Annotated in this window: 27 protein-coding genes; 21 read left to right on the forward strand and 6 right to left on the reverse strand. The window is 32.6% G+C overall.

The features are described 5' to 3' along the window. Positions 1-128 precede the first annotated feature (128 nt). The 4 genes from mnmG to GQ46_RS17145 all read left to right on the forward strand — a co-directional run bounded on the left by mnmG (position 129) and on the right by GQ46_RS17145 (position 6,703). On the forward strand, positions 129-2,000 hold the full coding sequence (gene mnmG, locus GQ46_RS09845; protein ID WP_044401177.1) for a tRNA uridine-5-carboxymethylaminomethyl(34) synthesis enzyme MnmG: 1,872 nt from the start codon (positions 129-131) through the stop codon (positions 1,998-2,000). Positions 2,001-3,137: 1,137 nt separating this feature from the next. After that, positions 3,138-3,992, forward strand: a complete 855-nt coding sequence (locus tag GQ46_RS09850) for a class I SAM-dependent methyltransferase (RefSeq protein WP_044401179.1) — start codon at positions 3,138-3,140, stop codon at positions 3,990-3,992. A gap of 230 nt (positions 3,993-4,222) precedes the next feature. Continuing rightward, positions 4,223-4,735, forward strand: a complete 513-nt coding sequence (locus tag GQ46_RS09855) for an OmpH family outer membrane protein (protein ID WP_044401181.1) — start codon at positions 4,223-4,225, stop codon at positions 4,733-4,735. A gap of 144 nt (positions 4,736-4,879) precedes the next feature. After that, the gene (locus GQ46_RS17145; RefSeq protein WP_156133135.1) at positions 4,880-6,703 is read left to right on the forward strand and encodes a hypothetical protein; all 1,824 of its coding nucleotides are present in this window, start codon (positions 4,880-4,882) and stop codon (positions 6,701-6,703) included. 116 nt (positions 6,704-6,819) lie between these two features. Here GQ46_RS17145 and GQ46_RS09865 read toward each other — a convergent pair whose 3' ends face one another. Continuing rightward, a complete protein-coding gene (locus GQ46_RS09865; RefSeq protein WP_044401183.1) occupies positions 6,820-7,974 on the reverse strand; it encodes an ATP-binding protein in 1,155 nt (384 codons plus the stop codon). A gap of 403 nt (positions 7,975-8,377) precedes the next feature. Between GQ46_RS09865 and pgk the strand changes: the two genes are divergently transcribed. From pgk to GQ46_RS09880, 3 genes are all read left to right on the forward strand, one after another. Further along, positions 8,378-9,565 carry a phosphoglycerate kinase gene (gene pgk, locus GQ46_RS09870; RefSeq protein WP_044401186.1) on the forward strand — a complete coding sequence of 396 codons (1,188 nt, stop codon included), beginning with the start codon at positions 8,378-8,380 and terminating at the stop codon, positions 9,563-9,565. Between the two features lie 61 nt (positions 9,566-9,626). Next, entirely contained in the window at positions 9,627-11,216 is a 1,590-nt protein-coding gene (locus tag GQ46_RS09875) for a lytic transglycosylase domain-containing protein (RefSeq protein ID WP_044401188.1), read from the forward strand. Positions 11,217-11,240: 24 nt separating this feature from the next. Next, positions 11,241-12,230, forward strand: coding sequence for a DUF4837 family protein (locus GQ46_RS09880; RefSeq protein ID WP_044401191.1), 990 nt, complete (start codon positions 11,241-11,243; stop codon positions 12,228-12,230). Between the two features lie 97 nt (positions 12,231-12,327). Here the strand turns inward: GQ46_RS09880 and GQ46_RS09885 are convergent, their stop codons facing one another. The 3 genes from GQ46_RS09885 to GQ46_RS09890 all read right to left on the reverse strand — a co-directional run bounded on the left by GQ46_RS09885 (position 12,328) and on the right by GQ46_RS09890 (position 13,126). After that, the gene (locus GQ46_RS09885) at positions 12,328-12,594 is read right to left on the reverse strand and encodes a hypothetical protein (RefSeq protein ID WP_044401196.1); all 267 of its coding nucleotides are present in this window, start codon (positions 12,592-12,594) and stop codon (positions 12,328-12,330) included. 38 nt (positions 12,595-12,632) lie between these two features. Then, the gene (locus GQ46_RS17610; protein WP_156133136.1) at positions 12,633-12,794 is read right to left on the reverse strand and encodes a hypothetical protein; all 162 of its coding nucleotides are present in this window, start codon (positions 12,792-12,794) and stop codon (positions 12,633-12,635) included. Between the two features lie 152 nt (positions 12,795-12,946). Continuing rightward, positions 12,947-13,126: a hypothetical protein gene (locus GQ46_RS09890; protein ID WP_044401199.1), complete on the reverse strand. Its 180-nt coding sequence runs from the start codon at positions 13,124-13,126 to the stop codon at positions 12,947-12,949. A 189-nt stretch (positions 13,127-13,315) separates the two neighbouring features. Between GQ46_RS09890 and GQ46_RS09895 the strand changes: the two genes are divergently transcribed. From GQ46_RS09895 to GQ46_RS09935, 13 genes are all read left to right on the forward strand, one after another. After that, positions 13,316-15,022 (forward strand): helix-turn-helix transcriptional regulator, encoded by a 1,707-nt coding sequence (locus tag GQ46_RS09895; RefSeq protein ID WP_044401202.1) that lies wholly within the window; start codon positions 13,316-13,318, stop codon positions 15,020-15,022. A 249-nt stretch (positions 15,023-15,271) separates the two neighbouring features. Then, complete coding sequence (locus GQ46_RS17615; RefSeq protein ID WP_156133137.1) at positions 15,272-15,445, forward strand: hypothetical protein; 174 nt, start codon at positions 15,272-15,274, stop codon at positions 15,443-15,445. 6 nt (positions 15,446-15,451) lie between these two features. After that, complete coding sequence (locus GQ46_RS09900; RefSeq protein ID WP_044401206.1) at positions 15,452-15,631, forward strand: hypothetical protein; 180 nt, start codon at positions 15,452-15,454, stop codon at positions 15,629-15,631. A 13-nt stretch (positions 15,632-15,644) separates the two neighbouring features. After that, on the forward strand, positions 15,645-15,833 hold the full coding sequence (locus tag GQ46_RS09905) for a hypothetical protein (protein WP_044401209.1): 189 nt from the start codon (positions 15,645-15,647) through the stop codon (positions 15,831-15,833). Between the two features lie 54 nt (positions 15,834-15,887). Further along, entirely contained in the window at positions 15,888-16,040 is a 153-nt protein-coding gene (locus GQ46_RS17620) for a hypothetical protein (RefSeq protein ID WP_156133138.1), read from the forward strand. A gap of 9 nt (positions 16,041-16,049) precedes the next feature. Further along, positions 16,050-16,220 carry a class I lanthipeptide gene (locus GQ46_RS17625; RefSeq protein WP_156133139.1) on the forward strand — a complete coding sequence of 57 codons (171 nt, stop codon included), beginning with the start codon at positions 16,050-16,052 and terminating at the stop codon, positions 16,218-16,220. Between the two features lie 11 nt (positions 16,221-16,231). Continuing rightward, positions 16,232-16,399 carry a class I lanthipeptide gene (locus tag GQ46_RS09910; RefSeq protein WP_156133140.1) on the forward strand — a complete coding sequence of 56 codons (168 nt, stop codon included), beginning with the start codon at positions 16,232-16,234 and terminating at the stop codon, positions 16,397-16,399. Between the two features lie 189 nt (positions 16,400-16,588). Continuing rightward, positions 16,589-16,798: a class I lanthipeptide gene (locus GQ46_RS09915; protein WP_044401216.1), complete on the forward strand. Its 210-nt coding sequence runs from the start codon at positions 16,589-16,591 to the stop codon at positions 16,796-16,798. Between the two features lie 10 nt (positions 16,799-16,808). Then, complete coding sequence (locus GQ46_RS09920) at positions 16,809-17,009, forward strand: class I lanthipeptide (RefSeq protein ID WP_044401219.1); 201 nt, start codon at positions 16,809-16,811, stop codon at positions 17,007-17,009. Positions 17,010-17,022: 13 nt separating this feature from the next. Then, positions 17,023-17,163, forward strand: a complete 141-nt coding sequence (locus tag GQ46_RS17630; RefSeq protein ID WP_156133141.1) for a hypothetical protein — start codon at positions 17,023-17,025, stop codon at positions 17,161-17,163. Between the two features lie 158 nt (positions 17,164-17,321). After that, positions 17,322-17,543: a class I lanthipeptide gene (locus GQ46_RS09925; protein ID WP_044401222.1), complete on the forward strand. Its 222-nt coding sequence runs from the start codon at positions 17,322-17,324 to the stop codon at positions 17,541-17,543. A 12-nt stretch (positions 17,544-17,555) separates the two neighbouring features. Continuing rightward, on the forward strand, positions 17,556-17,750 hold the full coding sequence (locus GQ46_RS09930; protein ID WP_044401236.1) for a class I lanthipeptide: 195 nt from the start codon (positions 17,556-17,558) through the stop codon (positions 17,748-17,750). 90 nt (positions 17,751-17,840) lie between these two features. Further along, a complete protein-coding gene (locus GQ46_RS09935; RefSeq protein WP_044401240.1) occupies positions 17,841-18,038 on the forward strand; it encodes a hypothetical protein in 198 nt (65 codons plus the stop codon). 84 nt (positions 18,039-18,122) lie between these two features. Here GQ46_RS09935 and tatA read toward each other — a convergent pair whose 3' ends face one another. Together tatA and GQ46_RS09945 are read right to left on the reverse strand one after the other, a co-directional pair. After that, positions 18,123-18,308 (reverse strand): twin-arginine translocase TatA/TatE family subunit, encoded by a 186-nt coding sequence (gene tatA, locus GQ46_RS09940; RefSeq protein ID WP_044401242.1) that lies wholly within the window; start codon positions 18,306-18,308, stop codon positions 18,123-18,125. A gap of 119 nt (positions 18,309-18,427) precedes the next feature. After that, positions 18,428-18,622 carry a class I lanthipeptide gene (locus GQ46_RS09945; protein ID WP_044401244.1) on the reverse strand — a complete coding sequence of 65 codons (195 nt, stop codon included), beginning with the start codon at positions 18,620-18,622 and terminating at the stop codon, positions 18,428-18,430. A 166-nt stretch (positions 18,623-18,788) separates the two neighbouring features. On the opposite strand from GQ46_RS09945, the gene GQ46_RS09950 reads away from it, so the two are divergent. Continuing rightward, the gene (locus GQ46_RS09950; RefSeq protein ID WP_044401245.1) at positions 18,789-20,555 is read left to right on the forward strand and encodes a response regulator transcription factor; all 1,767 of its coding nucleotides are present in this window, start codon (positions 18,789-18,791) and stop codon (positions 20,553-20,555) included. Positions 20,556-21,188: the final 633 nt, after the last annotated feature.

Below are 21,188 nucleotides of genomic sequence, written 5' to 3' on the forward strand. Positions count from 1 at the left end.
ATAGGCTAACAAGTTAGTTAGCCATTTTTAAAGAATAACAAGGTTTAATTGTTTCACGTGGAACAGTTAATTGAAGTTTTATATGTTGCGTTTCATTTAATTGAAACGTTTCGCAAATAGAGAATATTATGTTTAACGAAGTATATGATGTTATTGTCGTTGGAGCTGGTCACGCAGGAAGTGAGGCAGCTGCAGCAGCAGCAAATATGGGTAGCAAAACGTTGCTTATTACTATGAGTCTTCAAAACATTGCTCAAATGTCTTGTAACCCTGCTATGGGAGGTATTGCTAAAGGACAGATTGTTCGGGAGATTGATGCGCTTGGGGGTTACTCAGGAATCGTGAGCGACACCTCTGCCATTCAATTTAAGATGTTGAATAAATCTAAGGGACCTGCCATGTGGAGCCCGAGAGTTCAAAGTGACCGTATGCGTTTTGCTGAAGATTGGCGGTTGCTTTTGGAGCAAACTCCAAACCTTGATTTTTATCAAGAAATGGTTTCTGGTTTGATCGTGGAAAATGGAACTGTTGTAGGTGTAAAAACCTCTCTGGGAATTGAAGTGAAAGGAAGAAGCGTGGTGCTAACAAATGGAACTTTTTTAAACGGATTAATTCACATAGGAGATAAAAATTTTGGAGGGGGTAGAGCCGGTGAAAGAGCGGCGACAGGAATTACAGAACAGCTTGTAGGTTTGGGTTTTGAATCTGGGAGAATGAAAACCGGAACACCACCAAGAGTTGATGGTCGTTCTTTAGATTATTCTAAAATGGTTGAACAGCCTGGGGATGTTAATCCAGAGAAATTTTCTTATTTAGATATAACAAAACCTTTAGAGAAACAGCGCTCTTGTCACATGACCTATACGAGTGCTTTGGTGCATGATTTATTGCGCGAAGGTTTTGATCGTTCTCCAATGTTTAATGGTAGAATTAAAAGTTTAGGGCCTAGATATTGTCCTAGTATTGAAGATAAAATTAATCGTTTTGCAGATAAAGACAGGCATCAATTATTTGTTGAGCCAGAAGGGTGGGATACCTGTGAAATGTATGTTAACGGTTTTTCAACTTCGTTACCAGAAGATGTACAATTTAAAGCCATGCGTTCTATTGTTGGTTTTGAAAATGTCAAATTCTTTAGGCCTGGTTATGCCATAGAATATGATTATTTTCCGCCGACACAGTTGAGACATACATTAGAGACTAAGTTAATTGAAGGCTTGTATTTTGCTGGACAGATTAATGGGACTACAGGTTATGAAGAGGCCGCGTCTCAAGGGTTAATGGCGGGAATAAATGCAGCTTTAAAGGTACAGGAAAAGGATCCTTTTATCTTAAGAAGAGACGAAGCTTATATTGGTGTTTTGGTTGATGATTTAATTACAAAAGGCACAGAAGAGCCTTATAGAATGTTTACCTCGAGGGCAGAATATAGAACCTTACTAAGACAAGATAATGCAGATTTCAGGTTAACAGCTAAAGGTTATGAGTTAGGTTTAGCGAGCGAAAAGCGTCTGCGCAGAATGGAAGAAAAAAGAGCGCAGTCTGAAAAGTTTGTTCAGTTTTTTAAAGACACTAGTATAACCGCTGAAGAGGCAAATCCGGTGTTAGAGGCTAAAGATTCTGCGACGGTTTCGCAGCAAGGAAAGATGTTTAAATTGTTTGCTAGACCAAATATTGGTATTGAAGATGTAAGACAATTTGAAGCTGTTGAGAATTATATTCAAGAGCATGATTTGGATAGAGAAGTGATAGAACAAACAGAAATTCAGGTGAAGTATTCTGGCTATATTGAGAAGGAAAAAAACAATGCAGATAAACTTAATCGACTAGAGAATATTAAAATTCCAACCAATTTTGATTACTCAAAGTTGCAGTCTATGAGCTTAGAGGCGAGAGAAAAATTAAACAAAATTCAGCCTGTCACGATTTCTCAGGCATCAAGAATTAGTGGAGTCTCACCTAGTGATGTTTCTGTGTTGTTAGTTTATATGGGACGATAAGTTGCGTTAGAATGTATTTGTTCCACGTGGAACCTAAACTAAAAAGCATCTTTAGAGTAGGGAATAGAGCTAAGCTAATACAGGGTATTCCTGATTTTAGATTGTGGTTTAAAGTTTGTTATTTAGTATTAACTAGTTAAACATCTATGCATAATTGAAGTAAAAACAGAACGTTCTTTATAATTTGCTCAGTATTTTAAAGCGATTGGGCTAATAGTTGTAGAGGCGATTTTTGTTTTATATGCTAATGAATGAGGATATGTTTCGGGATAATTGGGGAGGTTTAAATTGTTCGTAAGACCAAATATGAGTGCAGAATATTTAGGTCAATTTAAAGGCTTATAGAACTATCTTCAATAATATAATTTTGATAAAGACGAGCTAGCACTAACATAAATTCAATTGAAATATTCTGAATATATTGAGAAGAAAAAAAGAATTTACACAAATTTAATGTTATAAAAAGCATGGAATTTCGTCTTGATTTTATTTACACAACAGTGCAAATTATACTTTTTTAGGGAGTAATCAATTAATTGAAACGTGGGATTTGCTAGTTTTTAAACGTTATAAATTCGGGGGTTTTAACCGAGTTAATGTGTTTTTATTATTACTTTGCATGACATTATAATTTAGAAAAAAATATATTTGTTCCACGTGGAACTCAAACAGTGTTTGTTTTAAAAGCCTTAAATAACGATTCAAATTGTAATGGTTGTAATCTAAAAAAGTGTCTTTATAGTTTTGTGAGGACGCTTGTTGTTTGTTTTTTAGCAAAAGGCTTTTGCGCGATTAGCCTAGTTTAATAATTTCGGATCAGTAATTTTAGATGGTTCAAATGCTAAATAAAACTGGTTTGATCGCATGTAAAATTAGTATAGGAGAAGAAAGCGTTGAAGTTGTTCAACCAAAGTTCAAGGCGTTCAGTAAAAACAATGTTGGTATCAACATCTACTTTTGAAGAATATCTTGGGTGTATTAAAAACAAATTCCTTATAATTATGAAATATTTTATGGGAGTAAATCAAAAGGAAAACAAAAGAGGAGTTGTTTAAAACCATAAAACAGTATATTTTTTAATACTGTGCTTTTTACGGAGTATATTTTTAAAAGTAAGATTCAAAAAATCATTAACTAGTGTCGTCAAAAAACCAACCTTACATCAAAGTACAAGACCATTCTGTTTCAGGAGAAACGTTTCAATTAATCCATAATCAAGAGATGGATTATTTAGAAACGACACCACAACCTTCTCTAGAAAAATTACCAGACTATTATAAAAGTGAAGATTATATTTCTCATACAAATGCAAAACGTAACTTGTTTGAAAAAGCATATCATCAGATTAGAACTATTTCTTTAAAACGAAAACTAAAGTTGATTAATAGTTTTAATACTGAAGACAAAACGCTTTTAGATATTGGCTGTGGTACGGGGGACTTTTTAAAGACGGCTCAAACTGGTCAGTGGCGTGTTTTTGGGGTAGAGCCAAATGAAGCAGCAAGATCTATCGCTAATACGAATTCAAATAACAACGTTTTTAGTACTGAGCAATTATCAAAATTTGAAAGCCAGAGTTTCGATGTGATTACACTTTGGCATGTTTTAGAACATCTACCAAATCTTGAAGAACAGATTTCTGTTTTTAAACGTTTACTAAAACCAAAAGGCACATTAGTTATTGCGGTGCCTAATTACAAAAGCCACGATGCGATCTTTTATAAAAATTTCTGGGCCGCTTATGATGTGCCAAGACATCTTTGGCACTTTTCTCAAACCTCGATTAAAGCATTATTTAAAAAAGAACAGATGAAGGTCGTTGAAACGCATCCTATGGTTTTCGATGCTTTTTATGTGAGTCTGCTTTCTGAAAAATATAAAAATAAATCCATGAATCTTGTTCGCGCTTTTTTTGTTGGTTTACAATCAAATTTGAAAGCAAAACACTCTGGAGAGTATTCTTCGCTCATTTATGTGATTAAAAACAGCTAAAACTTATTTTTAGAATTATTGTGCTTAGTACTTGTGCCAAAACAACGTAACGCCTTAAGGTTTTTTAATAAAGGCTTAAAAGGCTTTATTTGAAGTCGTTTTCAATAGGAGATAATTATTAAATCTAAATTTTACTATAATAAATGCTTATAGTCTAAAATTCTGACTCATTTATTTCAGAAAATGTAAATCTACTTTTATACTTTTGCACCACACTTAAAAACATAAAAATGAAAAATTTAATTTTAGCGGTAATAGCAATTGTAACATTAGCCTCTTGTCAACAACAGAAAATAGGTTATGTTGATAATGGAAAAGTCATTAATGACATCCAAGAGAAAAAAGACATCGAGTCTAAATATGAAGCTTTAAACGAATCGTTTAAAAAGCGAGTAGATAGTATTGGTAAAAGTTACCAAATGGAATACCAGGCATTACAAAGTCAGGCGGCAAAGTTATCTCAAGAAAAGCAACAAGAGATGATGCAACCGTTTCAAATGAAAGCTCAACAGTATCAACAAAGAATGCAGGGAGAGCAGCAGCAATTGCAAACGGCTTACCAAACAGAAATTGATTCGGTTATTTCTAAAATGAAAACCACAGTAAAAGAATATGGTAAAACTAATGGGTACAAGTTTATTTTAGGAACTAATGAAGCTGCTGGAACCGTTTTATATGGCGATGAAGCTGCAGATTTAACAGCGGTTATTTTGAAAGAGATTGATGCTCAGTACAAAAAATAGAATTATAAACATTGTCTTAAAAGCGCTGAACTTACCGTTCAGCGCTTTTTTTATGCATTAATCTCATACATTTCAAAGGCATTGAATATTTAACTATATTTAGGTAGTATAATTTAACGCTATTAATTATTCTATTTTAAGATGATGAGTAAAACCACTTGGCTGTCTCTCGTTCTCTTTACTTTGTTTGGTTATCTAATCGCTCAAGAGGCTATTCCATTTAAAACTCAAAATGAGTTTTATATTTATGGAGATGCTGTGGTTATTGGTAACAATATTTTAAGTAAAGATGCAAAAGAACCTTTTAACGACACCACTTTAACTAATGATGATATCGACATGGTCTATGTTGATGTGGATAACGATACAACAACATTCAGCTCAAGTACGGCACATTTAACACTACCTAAAAACCAAACAAATATTAAGTATGCTGCTTTATACTGGAGTGCTACTTATAGTTATGAAAAGGGGTCTAGAAAAGAATCTAACGGGCAATTTCTCTTTCAGGGAAAACGAGAACATAAACGGGATAAAATTAGTAAGATTAAGTTCAAAACACCAAACGGTACTTATAAAGACATTGACGGAACAGTCATTTTTGATGGAGCTAGAGAGGTTGCTTTTACACTTAATTCTCCTTATGCGTGTATGGCAGATGTTACTAAATTACTTAAAAATATAGGGACTATAAATGGTGAATATACTGTCGCTAATGTTGCTGCTACACAGGGGTTTGTTTCTGGGGGAAGTGCAGCAGGATGGCTGCTATACGTCGTTTACGAAGCACCAACAAAAAACCCTAAATACATAACCACTTATAATGGGTTTGCACACGTGAGTGGAGAACCTGTAAAACTAAAATTTAGTAATTTCAAGTCATTAGAAAAGGGAGACGTTAAAACAGCATTAACTTTTGCGGCATTAGAGGGAGACTCTGCTCTAAAGGAGGATGAGTGCCTTTTTGTTAATCCAGCAGCTAAACGTGTCTTGCTATTGAATACTAATGAAAGACCCAGAAACAACTTTTTTAATAGTAAAATTACTTATGAAAATAATGTTTCATTAAAACGTTTTCCTAATAGTGAAAACACCTTAGGATTTGATATTATTTCCATGGATTTACCAGAGTCTTCACAACCTTTAGTCGATAATAATACTACAGAAGTAGAAATGTCCTTTAATACTAAAGCAGATCGGTTTTATTTATTCTTTACAGCCTTTCAAACTGAAATAAGTCAAACCTATTACAAAGAACAGAAAGCGGTAGAAATTGTTTCTATTTCAGAATTTGAAAAGACGATTACTATAGCAGAAGCTGCGCCAAAGAAAAGTAAAAAAGAAGCACTAAAAAACAAAGACCATAGCGAAGGCTATCAAAAGTTTAGTCCTAAAAAACAAAATGAAGATAAAAGAGTGTTTCGACCAATAAACAGTGCAGAATCACCTCAAAGTAAAACCAACGAAACAAAAAGTGATTATATACCTAAGGTTGTAGAGAAAGAAAAAACACTGCCCATATGGCTTAGAAAGAAACAAGGAGCAGATTTGGCTAGAGACACCACCATTTACCAGCCAGAAGCAGCTTTTAAAACACCATTAGTGAGTAGTTTAGTCTTAAATAGAGAAAATTATAAGAAATTACTTACCAAAGACGATTACATTTACGAAACACAGAATTTTAAGCGTATTCTTAACCAAGAACCAACATTTATTGAAGGTGTGGCTAGAGGCTACTATATTATTGCAAGTTTAGTCTATGATTTAGACAATGCAGTGAAGAACCAGAAAGAATTATTAGAAAAAGGGCTTAATTCTAAGATCTTTAAAGACACGTCGCAAGAAAAATATTACATCTATCTTTTTAATTCTGAAAACTTTTACGATGTGTTTATGCTTAGAAAAGCATTTATAAAGAGTCCCTTTTTAAAAGAGGTATGGATTTTAAACCTTAATATGGAGAAATAATCCGTTAAAAAGCTGTATTTCAATATAATAGAGTTGTTTTAATGTAATCAAAAGTCCACCTATGCCTCTTTTATTTCACCACCAACGGTAAAAGACAACCGACTCAAAACAATCAGTTATTCAGATTTTTTATGAAGTAACCGCGTTAGTTTTATAGATAAATCTGTTAAGATAATCTTTGAATTTCCATTGCGCTCTATATGATAAATAGCATCCTGTAGTTCACTCGAAATTTCAAGAATATTGTTATTATGAACAAAGGGTGCAAAATTCTTTAAATCGAATTTTTCATTTTTAATATCCATATAAACGAGTGCTTCTGCATTATAATTCAATAATAGGGCTTGTCTGAAAAAATCCAGACAGAAATTTAAAAACAGTTTTTGAGTTTCCCTTCCTGTTTTTGCAATGTCTTCACTCCAGGAAATTAAGTCATGAATGGCGGCTTTATTCCCTTTCGCTTTAAAAGCAGCACGAATCCAAAAAATAAACCAATTTTCAAACTGTGTATCTTCACTATCATGATAAACCAAATCACAGGCTTTGTTGTAGTTTCCGTTGGCTTGATGAGCTAAATTTGTAGCAACAGCTTCGTTTAAATTGTAGTTTTTAATCAGTGCATTTTTGATATCTACTTCAGCTAAAGGCGGGAAATGTAAGGTTTGACAGCGTGATCTAATTGTACTAATTATTTGCTCTTCATCTTCAGCAATTAAGATAAAAACCGTTTTATTAGGGGGTTCTTCAATGAGCTTTAATAGCTTGTTGGCTGCCGCTGTGTTCATTTTCTCGGCCATCCAAATGATCATAATTTTATAACCGCCTTCGTAAGGTTTTAGTGCTAAAGCCTTAACAATATCAAGTGCTTCATCGACACCTATTTGACCTTGTTTGTTATCAACGCCTAAGGCTTTGTACCAATCAAACAAATTGCCATACGGTTGTTTCTTTAATACTTCGCGCCATTCTTCTAAAAAATGACTTGAAACAGGGTGTTTTTTAACTTTATCATTACTCGTTACTGGAAAAGCAAAATGTAAATCAGGATGAGAAAAGTTTTTAAACTTTAAGTTGCATGCAGCATTTCCATTGGTGTTTTCTCCTTCTGTATTATTACATAAAAGATATTGAGCATAGGCAATGGCCATAGGTAATGTGCCAGAACCTTCAGGACCAACAAAAAGTTGAGCATGAGGTATACGACCATTGTCTACACTTATAGTGAGATGGTTTTTTATATGTTGCTGTCCGATGATAGTATTAAAAAGCATGTAGCAAATATAACATGTCCTTTAAATAAAAGCTATTATTTGTGTCGTATAAGTTACAGCGTTATTTTAGTCCTTTTTTGCAAAAACGGTCTCATCGTAATTATATATCTTTGAGATGAAAACGGAATACACTATTTTACAGAAGAAAATCATTATAGTCACTCTAGTCTTTACTCTATATCTGAGCTGTTTCTGCAGTTTGCAAGGGCTAACTTTAGAAACAATAGTGATAAAAGAGACTTGGTTTTCTGCAGTGAAAAAAGGTTAAATCACTGAAAAAACGTTACACTTATGTTCATTTTAGAACTATAGGAAACAGTGGTATAAGCGTTAATAACTGTGATGTTTACAACCACAGGCCCTTTGATATTGAAGATTTAAAAATAAATTTATATAATAGATAATGAAAACCTTAAACGACTTTAACTTTAAAGATAAAAAAGCATTAATCCGTGTCGATTTTAATGTGCCTCTGGATGATGCATTTAATGTTACAGATACTACGCGAATTACCTCTGCAAAACCAACAATAATAAAGGTTTTAGAAGATGGAGGCAGCTGTGTTTTAATGACGCATTTAGGCAGACCAAAAGGGGTAGATGAGGCGTTCTCATTAAAACACATTACGGATAAAGTAGAATATATTATTGGAGTGGAAACGAAATTTGTTTCTGATTGTGTTGGAAGTGAAGCTGAAGAAGCTGTTGCCAATTTAAAACCAGGTGAAATTTTAATTCTTGAGAATTTGCGTTTTCACGACACGGAGACTCAAGGGGATAGCGGATTTGCTGAACAACTTTCTAAACTGGGAGACATATATGTGAACGATGCTTTTGGTACGGCCCATAGAGCGCATGCTTCTACTACAATAGTTGCCGATTTTTTTCCCGAAAACAAGTGTTTTGGTTACTTGATGGAACAAGAAATAAAAAGTATAGATAAAGTTTTGAAAACGGGAGAAAAGCCTGTTTTAGCAATACTTGGAGGCGCAAAAGTGTCTTCAAAAATCACTATTATAGAAAACATTCTTGATGCAGTAGACCATTTAATTATTGGTGGCGGAATGGCTTTTACCTTTATAAAGGCTCAGGGAGGAAGCGTTGGTGATTCTATCTGTGAGGATGATAAAATGGACTTAGCTTTAAGTATTTTAAAACAAGCCAAAGAAAAAAAGGTCGTTGTTCATCTTCCAGTAGACGTTGTTGCGGCAGATGCTTTTAAAAACGATGCAAACACGCAAAATGTGGATATTACAAAAATTCCAGACGGTTGGCAAGGTTTAGATGCCGGACCAAAATCGAGAACTAATTTTCATGAAGTCGTGATGCAATGTAAAACTATTTTATGGAATGGCCCTTTGGGTGTTTTTGAAATGGAAAATTTTGCTGCTGGTACAATTGCTTTGGGTGAATCTATTGCAGAAGCGACTAAAGAAGGCGCCTTTTCACTTGTAGGTGGTGGTGACTCAGTAGCTGCAGTTAAGCAATTTGGATTCGAGAAAAAAGTGAGTTATGTTAGTACAGGCGGAGGCGCCATGTTGGAGAGTTTAGAAGGCAAAACCTTACCCGGAGTTGCTGCTATTTTAAAGTAAAACTAATTTTCGGATACCATATTCATTAACGTGGCGTTACTTTTGTAGACAATTATATTTCATGAGAAAATTTAAAACTTACAGTATTCTTTTATACGCATCATGTTGTGCCGTTTTTAGTTACGCACAAGACGCGACGCATATTAAAACCGAAGGAGCTAGCGAATCTAAATTAGTAGCTGGCGAAAATTATGTCACAGACACTATTATTGCGGGTGAAACCTTAGTTAAAAAGCAAATTGAGCCAGTTGTTCCAATAGACTTGAAAAAAGCCTTGGAAGATCATCAATTTGCATCAGAGATTGATGAAAAATGGATGGAAGAGCTGTACAGCAATTCGCTTTTCGACACCATTTATCGTGAGGTCTCAGACTTAAAATATGATGCTGTTTACTATCCTGAATTATCTACAGATACGCTCAAGGCAAGATTAGAAAGATTGAATGCCAAGACGCCATTTAATGTTGAATATAATCCGCAATTAGAAAGCGTAATAAAAGGCTGGTTAAAAAGAAGGCATCATTCTATGGAGCGTTTAATGGGCTTAAGTAAGTATTACTTTCCAATGTTTGAGCGCGAATTAGACAATTATAACATTCCTTTAGAGATGAAATATCTCGCTATTGTAGAGTCTGCTTTAAAACCAAGAGCAAAATCTCGTGTTGGAGCCACTGGTTTATGGCAGTTTATGTTTGCTACAGGTAAACAATATGGTTTAGATGTAAGCAGTTATGTCGATGAGCGCAGCGATCCTATAAAATCTACAGAAGCTGCAGCGAAATACCTGGCTAAACTTTATGAGATTTTTGGAGATTGGGACCTTGCTTTAGCGGCCTATAATTCTGGTCCAGGTAACGTGGGTAAAGCGATTAGACGCTCTGGCGGGTATAGAAACTATTGGAATATAAGACCCAATTTGCCACGTGAAACAGCAGGCTATGTTCCTGCATTTTTAGCAACGATGTATATTTTTGAATATGCAGAAGCGCATGGTTTTGTGCAACATAAACCGGAATTTAATTATGTTGAGACTGATACAATTCACGTGAAACAAATGATTACCTTAGATCAGGTCTCTGAGTTTACCAACGTCAATATTGAAACCCTTCAGTTTTTAAACCCGTCTTACAAATTAGATATTATCCCATATATCAAAGGAAAAACTTATACTTTACGTTTGCCTAGGGAAGTGGTTGGGACTTTTGTAAATAATGAAGCAGAAATGTATGCTTTCGCTAAAGCAGAGTTTGATAAACGCGAAAAACCATTACCACAATTATTACAAGCCGAGACTAAAACACGCTATAGCGTAAGACCAGGTGATTATTTAGGTAAAATTGCGAGAAAATTTGGTGTTCGTGTGAGTCAAATTAAACAGTGGAATGGCTTAAGAAGTAATAATCTTAATGTTGGTCAACGCTTAACTATTTATCCAAGAAACCCATCAGGGGTAACAAATAACGCTATAAAAGTGAATACAAAAAGCACTGCAAATTTCACAGGAAAGACCTATACGGTTGAAAGCGGCGATTCTCTTTGGAGTATTTCACAAAAATTTTCAGGCGTTTCTGTTGAAAATATAAAAGAATGGAACGATATTAGTGGTACTAATTTAAAACCAGGAATGACCTTAAGAGTTTCTAAGGGTTAATCTATCACAAAAAACAAATAAATTATGCGTAAAACAATACTTTTAGTAGCCCTTGTATTTTCTCTTTTTTCTTGTAAAGAAGGGAGTAAAGAAAGCCAGAGAATTCTTCCAGACTCAGCAGGACCAATTAACAATGTCTCCATCGTGATAGATAATGAACTCTGGGAAAACACAGTTGGTGAAACGATACGAGATGTTTTAGCAGCTCCAATAGATGGTCTTAATCAGGAAGAACCGCTATTTTCAATAAATCAAATTCCACCACAAGTGTTTTCTGGTTTTGTTAAAGAAAGTAGAAATACTTTAAAAATAGAACAAGGACCGGCAGATTTTAAAATTACAAAAGATGTTTTTGCCAGACCACAAACTATGATTTTAATAAGTGGAAAGGATGTTGCTGAAATAAAAGAACAGATTAATACACACCAAGAGAATATCGTGAAGGCCTTCAAGGAGTCAGACATTAGAAAAACACAAAAAGATCACAAAAAAGCATTGCAAGACGCCCAAGTGATTGAAAAAGCTTTAGGAATTGAAATAGCGTTTCCGAATACTTTTAGAATAGCCACAACGATAGCAAAGCCAGAAGACAAATTCTTTTGGATAAGACGCGATATTCCTACAGGTTATACAAATGTTCTTTTATATGAAGTTCCTTTAGATGCCTTAAAAAAGGACGACAGCCTGGTGAGTCAAGTTTTAAAAATAAGAGACTCCATTGGTAGAAAATATATTGGAGGGCCAGTAGAAGGCAGTTATATGGCAACAGAAAGCATGTATGCACCTCACATCTACGAAACTATTATAGATAACAAACCCACCGTTGAAGTTAAAGGACTTTGGATTGTGAAAGAAGGCGCCATTATGTCTGGACCCTTTATTACCTATTTCATTGAAGATAAGGTGAACGAAAGATATATTGTCGCAGAAGGATTTGCATTTGCACCTTCAGTGTCTAAACGTGATTTTATGTTCGAGTTGGAGGCTATGATTAAGTCTATTGAGGTAAAATAGGGATGATTAAAAAGTGAGATATCAAAAAAACCCAACGGATTGCGTTGGGTTTTTTTGTTTAAGAATATTTCAAAATCTGGATAATCATATTATAAAACTAGTTTTGCATATTTGTAGTAAGACCGCCACCTGTACCGCCGCCTGTACCGCCAGCTGTACCGCCACCTATATCACCGCCTGTTTCGCCGCCAATATTACCACCAGTACCAGATGGAGTTAACGTATCACAATTTGTCACAGTTGTGGGTCTAACATTTAAACTGGTTTCTTGAGCACCACCATTAACAGTTAAAGATTTTTGGTCATTAAGTTCAATTATTGAATTTTTTGTGAAATCCAATACTTTTTGTTTTCTTGTTTTCATATAGGTTTTATTTTTTTAAATAAACTAGCATAATTTATTTAGTTAATTTGATTGGTTTGTATCGTTGTAGTTCTAAAAAGCAGTGAAAGGTTTATAAATCCATCACCTGCCCCTCCATTTATGCTTAATAACTCTTGGTCGTTAAGTTCAGTAATGGATAACTTTGAGAAAAGCGATACTGTTAGTTTTTTAGTTTTCATATAGATTTTATTATAATTATTAATTTACTTAATTCTGAAAACAGTGCAATACTAAACCCAAGTTTGGGTATCCATTTAAAGAAGGACTATAGATAAAACTATTAATTTGTATTGACAATAGGATTACGTGCTTACTAATAAAGCGTATTCAGCTAATGTGATTGATTGGTAACAATAGTTGTAGGTCTTGTCACTATCTGGCAATTTGTTGAATTTTGTCCCGCTCCTGTAGCTGTAACAGTTCCTCCATGAATAGATAGAGATTGTTGGTCGTTAAGTTCAATAACAGATAGTTTTGCGAAAAAGGATACGTTTACTTTTTTACTTTTCATAATTAGGTGTTATTATAGTTTCTCTATTATCAAATATAAATTAATTTGAGCTTTCTGATGCGTTGAATTTGACCCTATTTATAAAAAAGGATCATTAAAAAGGGTGTAAATAATCGCTCTCCTAATAGTAATAAAGTTTTTATAAAATGTATTTTTACAGCATCTACTATAAATAACCACCCTGATTATATGGCTTTTAAAAATAAATCGGCATTTCTGTTTTTAGCTATTTTATTCGTAATAGTTGCATCTTGTAAAAATAAGGATCTTTTTAAGGAAGAAAACCAACACTATCGAGATCAGATAAAAAAAACGATTTACAATAATCCTAATAAAGCAATAACGCTATCTGATAGTTTTCTAATAAAAAGTAAATCAATAAATAATGTTGAAGGGATAATTTTATCTAACACATACAAAGCAGTAGCATACGATGTTTTAAATATTCTTGATAGTACGATTCACTACTACGAAAAGACATTAAAAAGCATCGATAATCCAATCGATATTATTCAATATAAATATAGTATTGCACGTATTTATGAAAGGCAATACAAATACCAAAGCGCATTAGATATATACATAGAAGCCTTAATACTCGCTAAAAAGAAAGACTTTAGTAGCGTTATAGAAGCCTTACGTTCTGCCATAAAAGAAATCGAGTATATATTGCTAGAAAATGAAAAAGCACTTAATCTTTATTTAGTTAGATATAATGAGACGAAAGGAAAGATAGGGAATACAGATTTGAAATTTAATCGTAAGAATTTAATACAAGCGTATTTAAAAGCGAATAAAATAGACGCGGCTTTTAATTTAATCAAAGAAGGCATCCTTGAAGCCGAAGATAATAAGAATCTAGAATTTCAGTATTACCTATATGAATTAGAGGCTAGAGCTTACATTAAAAAACAGGAATTAGTTCAAGCCATTAATTCTATAAATGAAGCCACAAAAAAAGCAGTGCAATTAGGCAATATTGGTTTTCAAAACGAAGCAAAATACACAACCGCAATAATAAAAGGAAAACAAGGAAAGTATGATGAGCAAATCGAATTGTTGAAAAGCATAATAGAAAAAACATCTAAAAATAAGACAGCGCAACTTACAAAATACTATAAACTATTAGCAGAAGCATATAAATCATTAGGTGAAAATGATCTACATATAAATTATAGAGATAAATATGATGTTGCATCTTCAAAAATAGCGAAAGAGAAATTCAAAATAATAAGTAATATTCATAATGTTTTTCTTGAAGAAGAAAAGCAAGAGACAAAGCAACAAATACTAAAAAAGTGGTACTGGGTTGCTGCTTTTATAGTACTATTTAGCGTTTCTACTTTTGTTTATATTCGAAATAAAAAGGCACAAAAAAGAAATAAAAAGCTGTTTAATGAGTTGATGCTAAAAGTTGATGCTTACGAAAATGAAAATAGTGCAGAAGAAAACACACAACGTAAAATAGAAGAAGACGATAAGGTTAGCAATGTTAACCATGAAGTTTTTGACGAAACGCCAGCAGTCTACATAATTGATGATGAAAAGGTTAATGAGATACTGGTAAAACTCAAAAACCTGGAAGACCAGCATTACTTTTTGCGTCAGGATTGCACCTTACACAATATGGCAAAGCGATTAAAGACCAACACCTCCTATCTTTCTAAAGTCGTTAATAACCACTTAAATAAAACGTTTAGTACTTATATAAACGAGCTTAGAATTAACTATGCTGTTATAGAATTAAAAAACAACAAACAACTACGCGCTTATTCTACTAAAGCGATTGCTCAAGAATTGGGTTATAAAAAAGCAAATTCTTTTTCTAAATATTTTAAAGAAGCCACAGGCATTACACCTGCGGTCTATATTAAGAATATAAAAGAGCGGTCTTAGAATTAAACATAATATACTAAAAAACAGCGGCTTGCTGTTTTTTTTTGCTTGTCGTTTTTATAAAAATGACAGGTCTTCACTTGCACAACCTTTTTTTTTAAAATTACTTTGAATCATCAAAACAGTGATAACGACTTCGTTTTCAATGGATAAAAAGATTGATTTAAAGCCTGTTTATCACTACCTGTTAATTATAAAAAGAGTTCAGAAAATCGTAAACAAACACTAATTTTTAAAAACAGAAACTTTATGAAAACAAAAAGCAAACACGCATTGGAATTTAGTAAAAGCACAATAACCCAACTTGGTTACAATAAATTAAAAGAAATTAAAGGCGGGACGCACACAACACTACCCAGCGACATTAGATGTACTTTTTTAGTAACAAGCAGCGGAGGAACGCACGATACAATTATAAAATAACAGCTCATGAAAACACAAAGTACAAAACAACAATTGAATTTAGTAAAAAATAATATTATTGAGTTAAATAATACTAGCCTGAATAATATAAGAGGGGGCTGGACGACAAGTTTGTTATCTAATGTGTCTACAATAACTAATTTTTCAAAAGATACTTTATGTACATCAGATAATCAACAAGAATAAAAAAAGGAACCTTATGAAAGCACAAAAGAATAACCCTTTAGATTTTGAAAAGAACTCTATATCAGAATTAAATAACATTCAATTATTAGGCATTAATGGAGGGACAGTTTCAATTATAAATTCTTCTCAGCCATGTATAGATGCAATTATTCAAGAGTCGTCAGCAAGATGTCAAGACGGAATATTTAAAAATGGTTTTTGAGTAATACATATTCATTTTTTAAAATAACATAAACTTAATAAAGAAACAATTATCATGAAAACACAACACGAAAACAGGCTAGGTTTTAGAAAAAACAACATTGTAGAATTGAATAACAAAGACTTAAATCGGGTAAAAGGCGGGTCGACAGAGATTTGTTCTAAAGATTCAGGAATTGCTTGTTTAATGGCTTATTTAACATTTTAATTACAAATTATGAAAACACAAAACAATAACAAATTAGACTTAAGAAAGCAAAGTTTAGTTGAGTTAAATGACACACAATTACAGGATGTAAATGGTGGGACATCACCAATAGCTATTACGTCTTCTTCAGTATGTTTGAGAGTAACAATAAGGGTCATTTCAGTAATAATAACAAATTAAAAACACAAATTATGAAAACACAAAAACATAATAAATTGGATTTTAGAAAAAATGCTATTGTAGAACTTAATGATGAGAGAATGCATGAGGTAAATGGTGGAACCTCTTATTTTATATCGGTTAGGAGTGGTTTTTTCTCAGTCTTTTCAATTGTTCCTTTTCCGGTTATTATCAATTAGTTTTAAAAAAAGTATAGTAACAACTAAATGGTTAAACAAATTTTTACAAAACGGTATGGATAATGCCATCGGCTCTATCGCTATATAAAAAGTATACCAGACTAGTTAGTATATAAAAGTTACCTAAAGTGATAATTACAAGGTACCACTAAAAAGTACAAAAACTTTATTAATATTAAAAACACTATCATGAAAGCACACAAAAAAATAATACAGTTTGAAAAAAAGTCAATCGTAGAGCTAAACGATACTCAACTCACAAAAGTACAGGGAGGAACAGGAGCAGTCTGTGGGTTTGTAGTCTCACACGTTGTCAATTTTTTAATTGGAGCTGCGATCGACCATGCGAATAACGGGGGAGGATATACGGGATACATGGATCAACACACTAAACTTTAAAGGCTTAATTATGAAAACACAAAAAAAAAACAAATTAGACTTTAGAAAGCATAGTTTAGTTGAATTAAACGATTTTCAATTAAAAGAAGTCAATGGAGGTTCTACAGCTGGTTGTATGTCAATAACAACATTAGTTTGCGTCGCAATAGTTTCATTATCTTTTATTGCTTCAGCAATGACAAGGAATGGAACGAATTACCAAACTAACTAAACAAAAGCACGTTATGAAAACACAAAACAAGAAAACGTTAGATTTTACAAAAAAACTAATTGTAGAATTAACGAGTTTAGAGTCTATCTCTATTAATGGAGGCGCAACGACTTACATCTGCTCTGCGTGCATTCCAACATTAGATACTAAATAGTAGGTATTAGGTGGTTTTTTAAAACCTATTAGTTAAAGACAACGACTTTTTCGTTAATAATGAATACTGCTAATATCTGTTTTAATTGTAATCGCCTGATTAAATACACCTTTACCATAGAAAAGTAAAGGATTTAATTAATTTTTAAAACACAAATTATGAAAACACAAAGCTTAAACAAAAGATTAGGGTTTAACAAAAGTTCTGTATTAGAATTAAACGATGCTCAGTTACTAGACATAAAAGGAGGTACAACGCCTTTAGTCGTATCTTCAATGGGCTGTGTAAACGTAGCTGCGATGATGTCATCTGCTGGCTGTGGTGCTGTTGGAGCAGCTATAACAGGTGCAATTGCCGGCGCTACAATTGCAACTAATTAATATATATACATTATGAAAAAACAAGAATCAAACAAATTAGATTTTACAAAAAAGAGTATAATAGAACTAAACGAAGGACAATTAATGGAGATCGATGGTGGGACTTCTCCTATTTGTATCATAGCTATTGCATCATCAGTGAAGTGCGTAGGAATAGGTGTTGCTAGTATAGCTCTAAGTTATAATATAACTAGAGATCAAGAGTAATAGAGTCCATGAGTCTGAATTTTATAACGTTTTGATCTATACTATCACAAATCAAAATACTATACAAGTTAAATTTTCAAAACACAAATTATGAAAACACAAAACACAAATAAATTAGAATTTATTAAAAGAGATTTACTAGAGTTGAACGATAGTCAGTTACTTGATGTAAATGGAGGAAGCACACCAACTACTTTGTTATGCTCGATAATAATAGTATCGATTATAACAACTATTCCAGGAGACCAAGGTCCAACTGGTGATGTTATTTTCGAAGATGGGTTTTAGTAAAATTTAATAAATGTTAACTGTTATTAACAAAAAACCCAACGCATAGCGTTGGGTTTTTTATTATTATCTCGTAAAAAGAAATTATTTCTCTTTAACGTTTTCTTCGTCTTCCTCTTTACTTGCATCTTTAAACTCCTTAATGCCACTTCCTAATCCGCGCATTAATTCTGGAATTTTTTTACCTCCAAATAAGAGTAATATTAAAACCACGATTAGTGCAATTTGCCAAGGCCCAATCATTCCTAAAAATATACTTCCTGAAATCATAATAATAGATTTAAAGTACAAAGTTACTAATTAAAGTATTTATAATGCGTTAAAAAAGTAATTTCCTTAAAAAGCCTTAATGAGTAACTTTATATTTATTTGTGAGGTGTAAAAATAAATTAATTTTTACAAAGAATGGTTGAAGCTGTATTCTCTGATGTAGTAACATGGTTTTCATTAGGAATACAACTAGTAGCATCATTAAGGATAATCATAGTATTGCTACCGCCCTTAATTCTAATTAATTGTTTTACAGAAAGTTCTGTAATCGTTTGTTTTTTTAAAAATAATCTTGTGTTTGCTTGAGATTTCATAATGTTATTTATTTTGTGTTTCAGTGTAAACTTATCTTAATAAAAATTGAAAGAGAAATCAAGATTCCCTATTTTTATAAAATTCGGCAGTACATTAATAATATAATGCGTTTAATAAAGGCTCTTAAACCCTTAAAACATTGATATAAATAAGATTAGATCCCTAATGAATATAAAAAAGCCTTTATCCTTAACGCTCTTCTCTTTTGTTATCATCTTGACGACAATATCCTCAAAAAGAGACCAATCTCTTGTTCAGTACCAAAAGTCAGCATTAGAAGATTCAATTAGAAAAAATATTTATAATAATCCAGATAAAGCGATTTTTTTTATTCATAAGTATCTAAAGCAGACTAAGAAAAAAGATAAAGTTTTAATGGCTTATGGTGCTTTGGGTGTTGCTCATGATTTAAAGAATAATACAGATAGCACTTTATTTTACCTTAATAAAGGACTCATGCTATGTGAAAATCCTAGTGACATTATCGCCTTTAAATATGACATAGGAAAGACCTATGAAAAACAGTATAATTTTGAATACGCGTTACTGCTATACAAGCAATGTTATGATTTAGCTAAGAAAGAGAGACTATTAGAAGAGTACAATAAGATTAAACATTCCTTGGCCTTGATGGAGAATAAGATTGGGCAGCCAAACAAAGCTTTGATATTGCTAAAAGAAATGTACAAAGCGGAAAATAGCATAGGAAAAGAGATTAAAAATTTAAAATTTACAAGAAAAAACCTATCAGAAACCTATTTAAACATAAATGAACCAGACAGTGCTATTCTGGTTATAAATGAGGGGTTAAAAGCAGCAAAAAATAATAATAACATCGAATTTCAGTATCATTTCCATAGCTTAAAAGCACGAGCATATTTAGAGAAAAAACGGTATAGCGAAGCGGAGGAGGAAGCTTACAAAGCTTTAAAAAGCGCCAATGGCTTGGATAATGTAAAGTTTAAAAATGAGGCGAACTATATAGTGTCTTTGGTTAATAAGGAACAGAAGAAATATGGAGAGTCAATAGCAACTATAAAAGGTATTTTAAACAGTGAAACAGTTAAAACAACTGAAGATTTGTCTAAATACTATAAGCTACTTGCTAGTTGTTATGATGCAGTTGATAGTAGTGAACAATCTGTTGTTTACTTTAAAAAATTTACAAAAACAGAACAAGAGGTTACAGAAAAACGCTTAGCCACCTTAGATAATATCTATCACATCGATTTAAATGAAAAAATTAACGATAAGGAAAAACAAAAGAGCAAAACAGAATTTTGGTTAATCGCTTTTATCATTCTAGGCCTTTTAGGTTTCGTTTTTTTTATCTGGATAAAAATAAAACAGAAAAATAATCAAAAGCGCTTTGAAGAATTGATGGTTAAGATTAACAATTTTGAAAAAAATAAAGCAGGCAATAATAACCTAGACCAGTCCATTCATCTAACCGAAATAGCTAATATTGATGAATTAGAAGAAGATAGCGAAGAAAAAGATGAGTTACCTGAGGCGGTAAAAGAATTAAACTATAGCATAGAAGCGGATTCTGAAAGCTCAGCATACATTATTGATGACGAAAAAATACAAGAGATTCTATCTAAAATTGAATACCTGGAAGAGAAAAAATATTACTTAAAACAAGAGTGTACCATGCATAATATGGCTAAACGCCTAAAAACGAACACGTCGTATCTATCCAGTATTATCAATAATCATTTAAATAAAACCTTCAGTAATTATATAAATGAATTGCGAATAAATTATGCTATTGTTGAATTAAAGAATAATAAAAGACTGCGGTCTTATTCTGTAAAAGCCATCTCTGAAGAGATCGGTTATAAAAGTGCAGATTCCTTCTCAAAGTACTTTAAAGAAGCCACAGGACTTACACCTTCAGTTTATATTAAAAAAATAGGCACTTTGTCTTAAGTGCTTTAATAACAACCACTTAAACCATATTTAAAGTCGCGTATTTTATAAAATTCGTGCTTACACACTTGTTTTATACTTTCTTTTTAAATTCCTTTGAAGTGTTGAAAGTCGAAAATTGTATTTGATTTCTAAATATAGTTAAGTCGAAAATTCATCAAAAAAAACAGAGCTCGTGAAAGCTCTGCTTAGTATAAAAATTTTGTATCCATGTCGGCAAACATGTTGTACTCTTCAAAGATATACTTTTTAGCATCTTTATCCAAAATTGCAAAAAGACTATTTTAAGGTACTTCACAAAAAGCGATACAAAATTTCAAATTAGCTTAAGCTTAAAGAAGCTTGAGATGAAGAGTTGGCGAAAACTATAATTGGCCAGTAGTCAGCTCTTTATTAAAAACTATTAATCTAAATTTTGTAAGAAATGAAAACAGAAAAAGAAGATCACCAGCTTACCAAACAAGCCGTTATTTAAACACCATGACCTGGAGCGTTTATAAGTTTAGGTATGCTCACAAACCTTGGGAACTTTTAGAACAATTCACATCAATGCTTTCACAATTTAAATCTTGAGGAAAGAATGGAAATAGATCTAGTGACCATTTAATTCTTGTTCGAGGATAACAATTGTTT

Source organism: Lacinutrix sp. Hel_I_90, from assembly GCF_000934685.1.
GTDB lineage: Bacteria > Bacteroidota > Bacteroidia > Flavobacteriales > Flavobacteriaceae > Lacinutrix.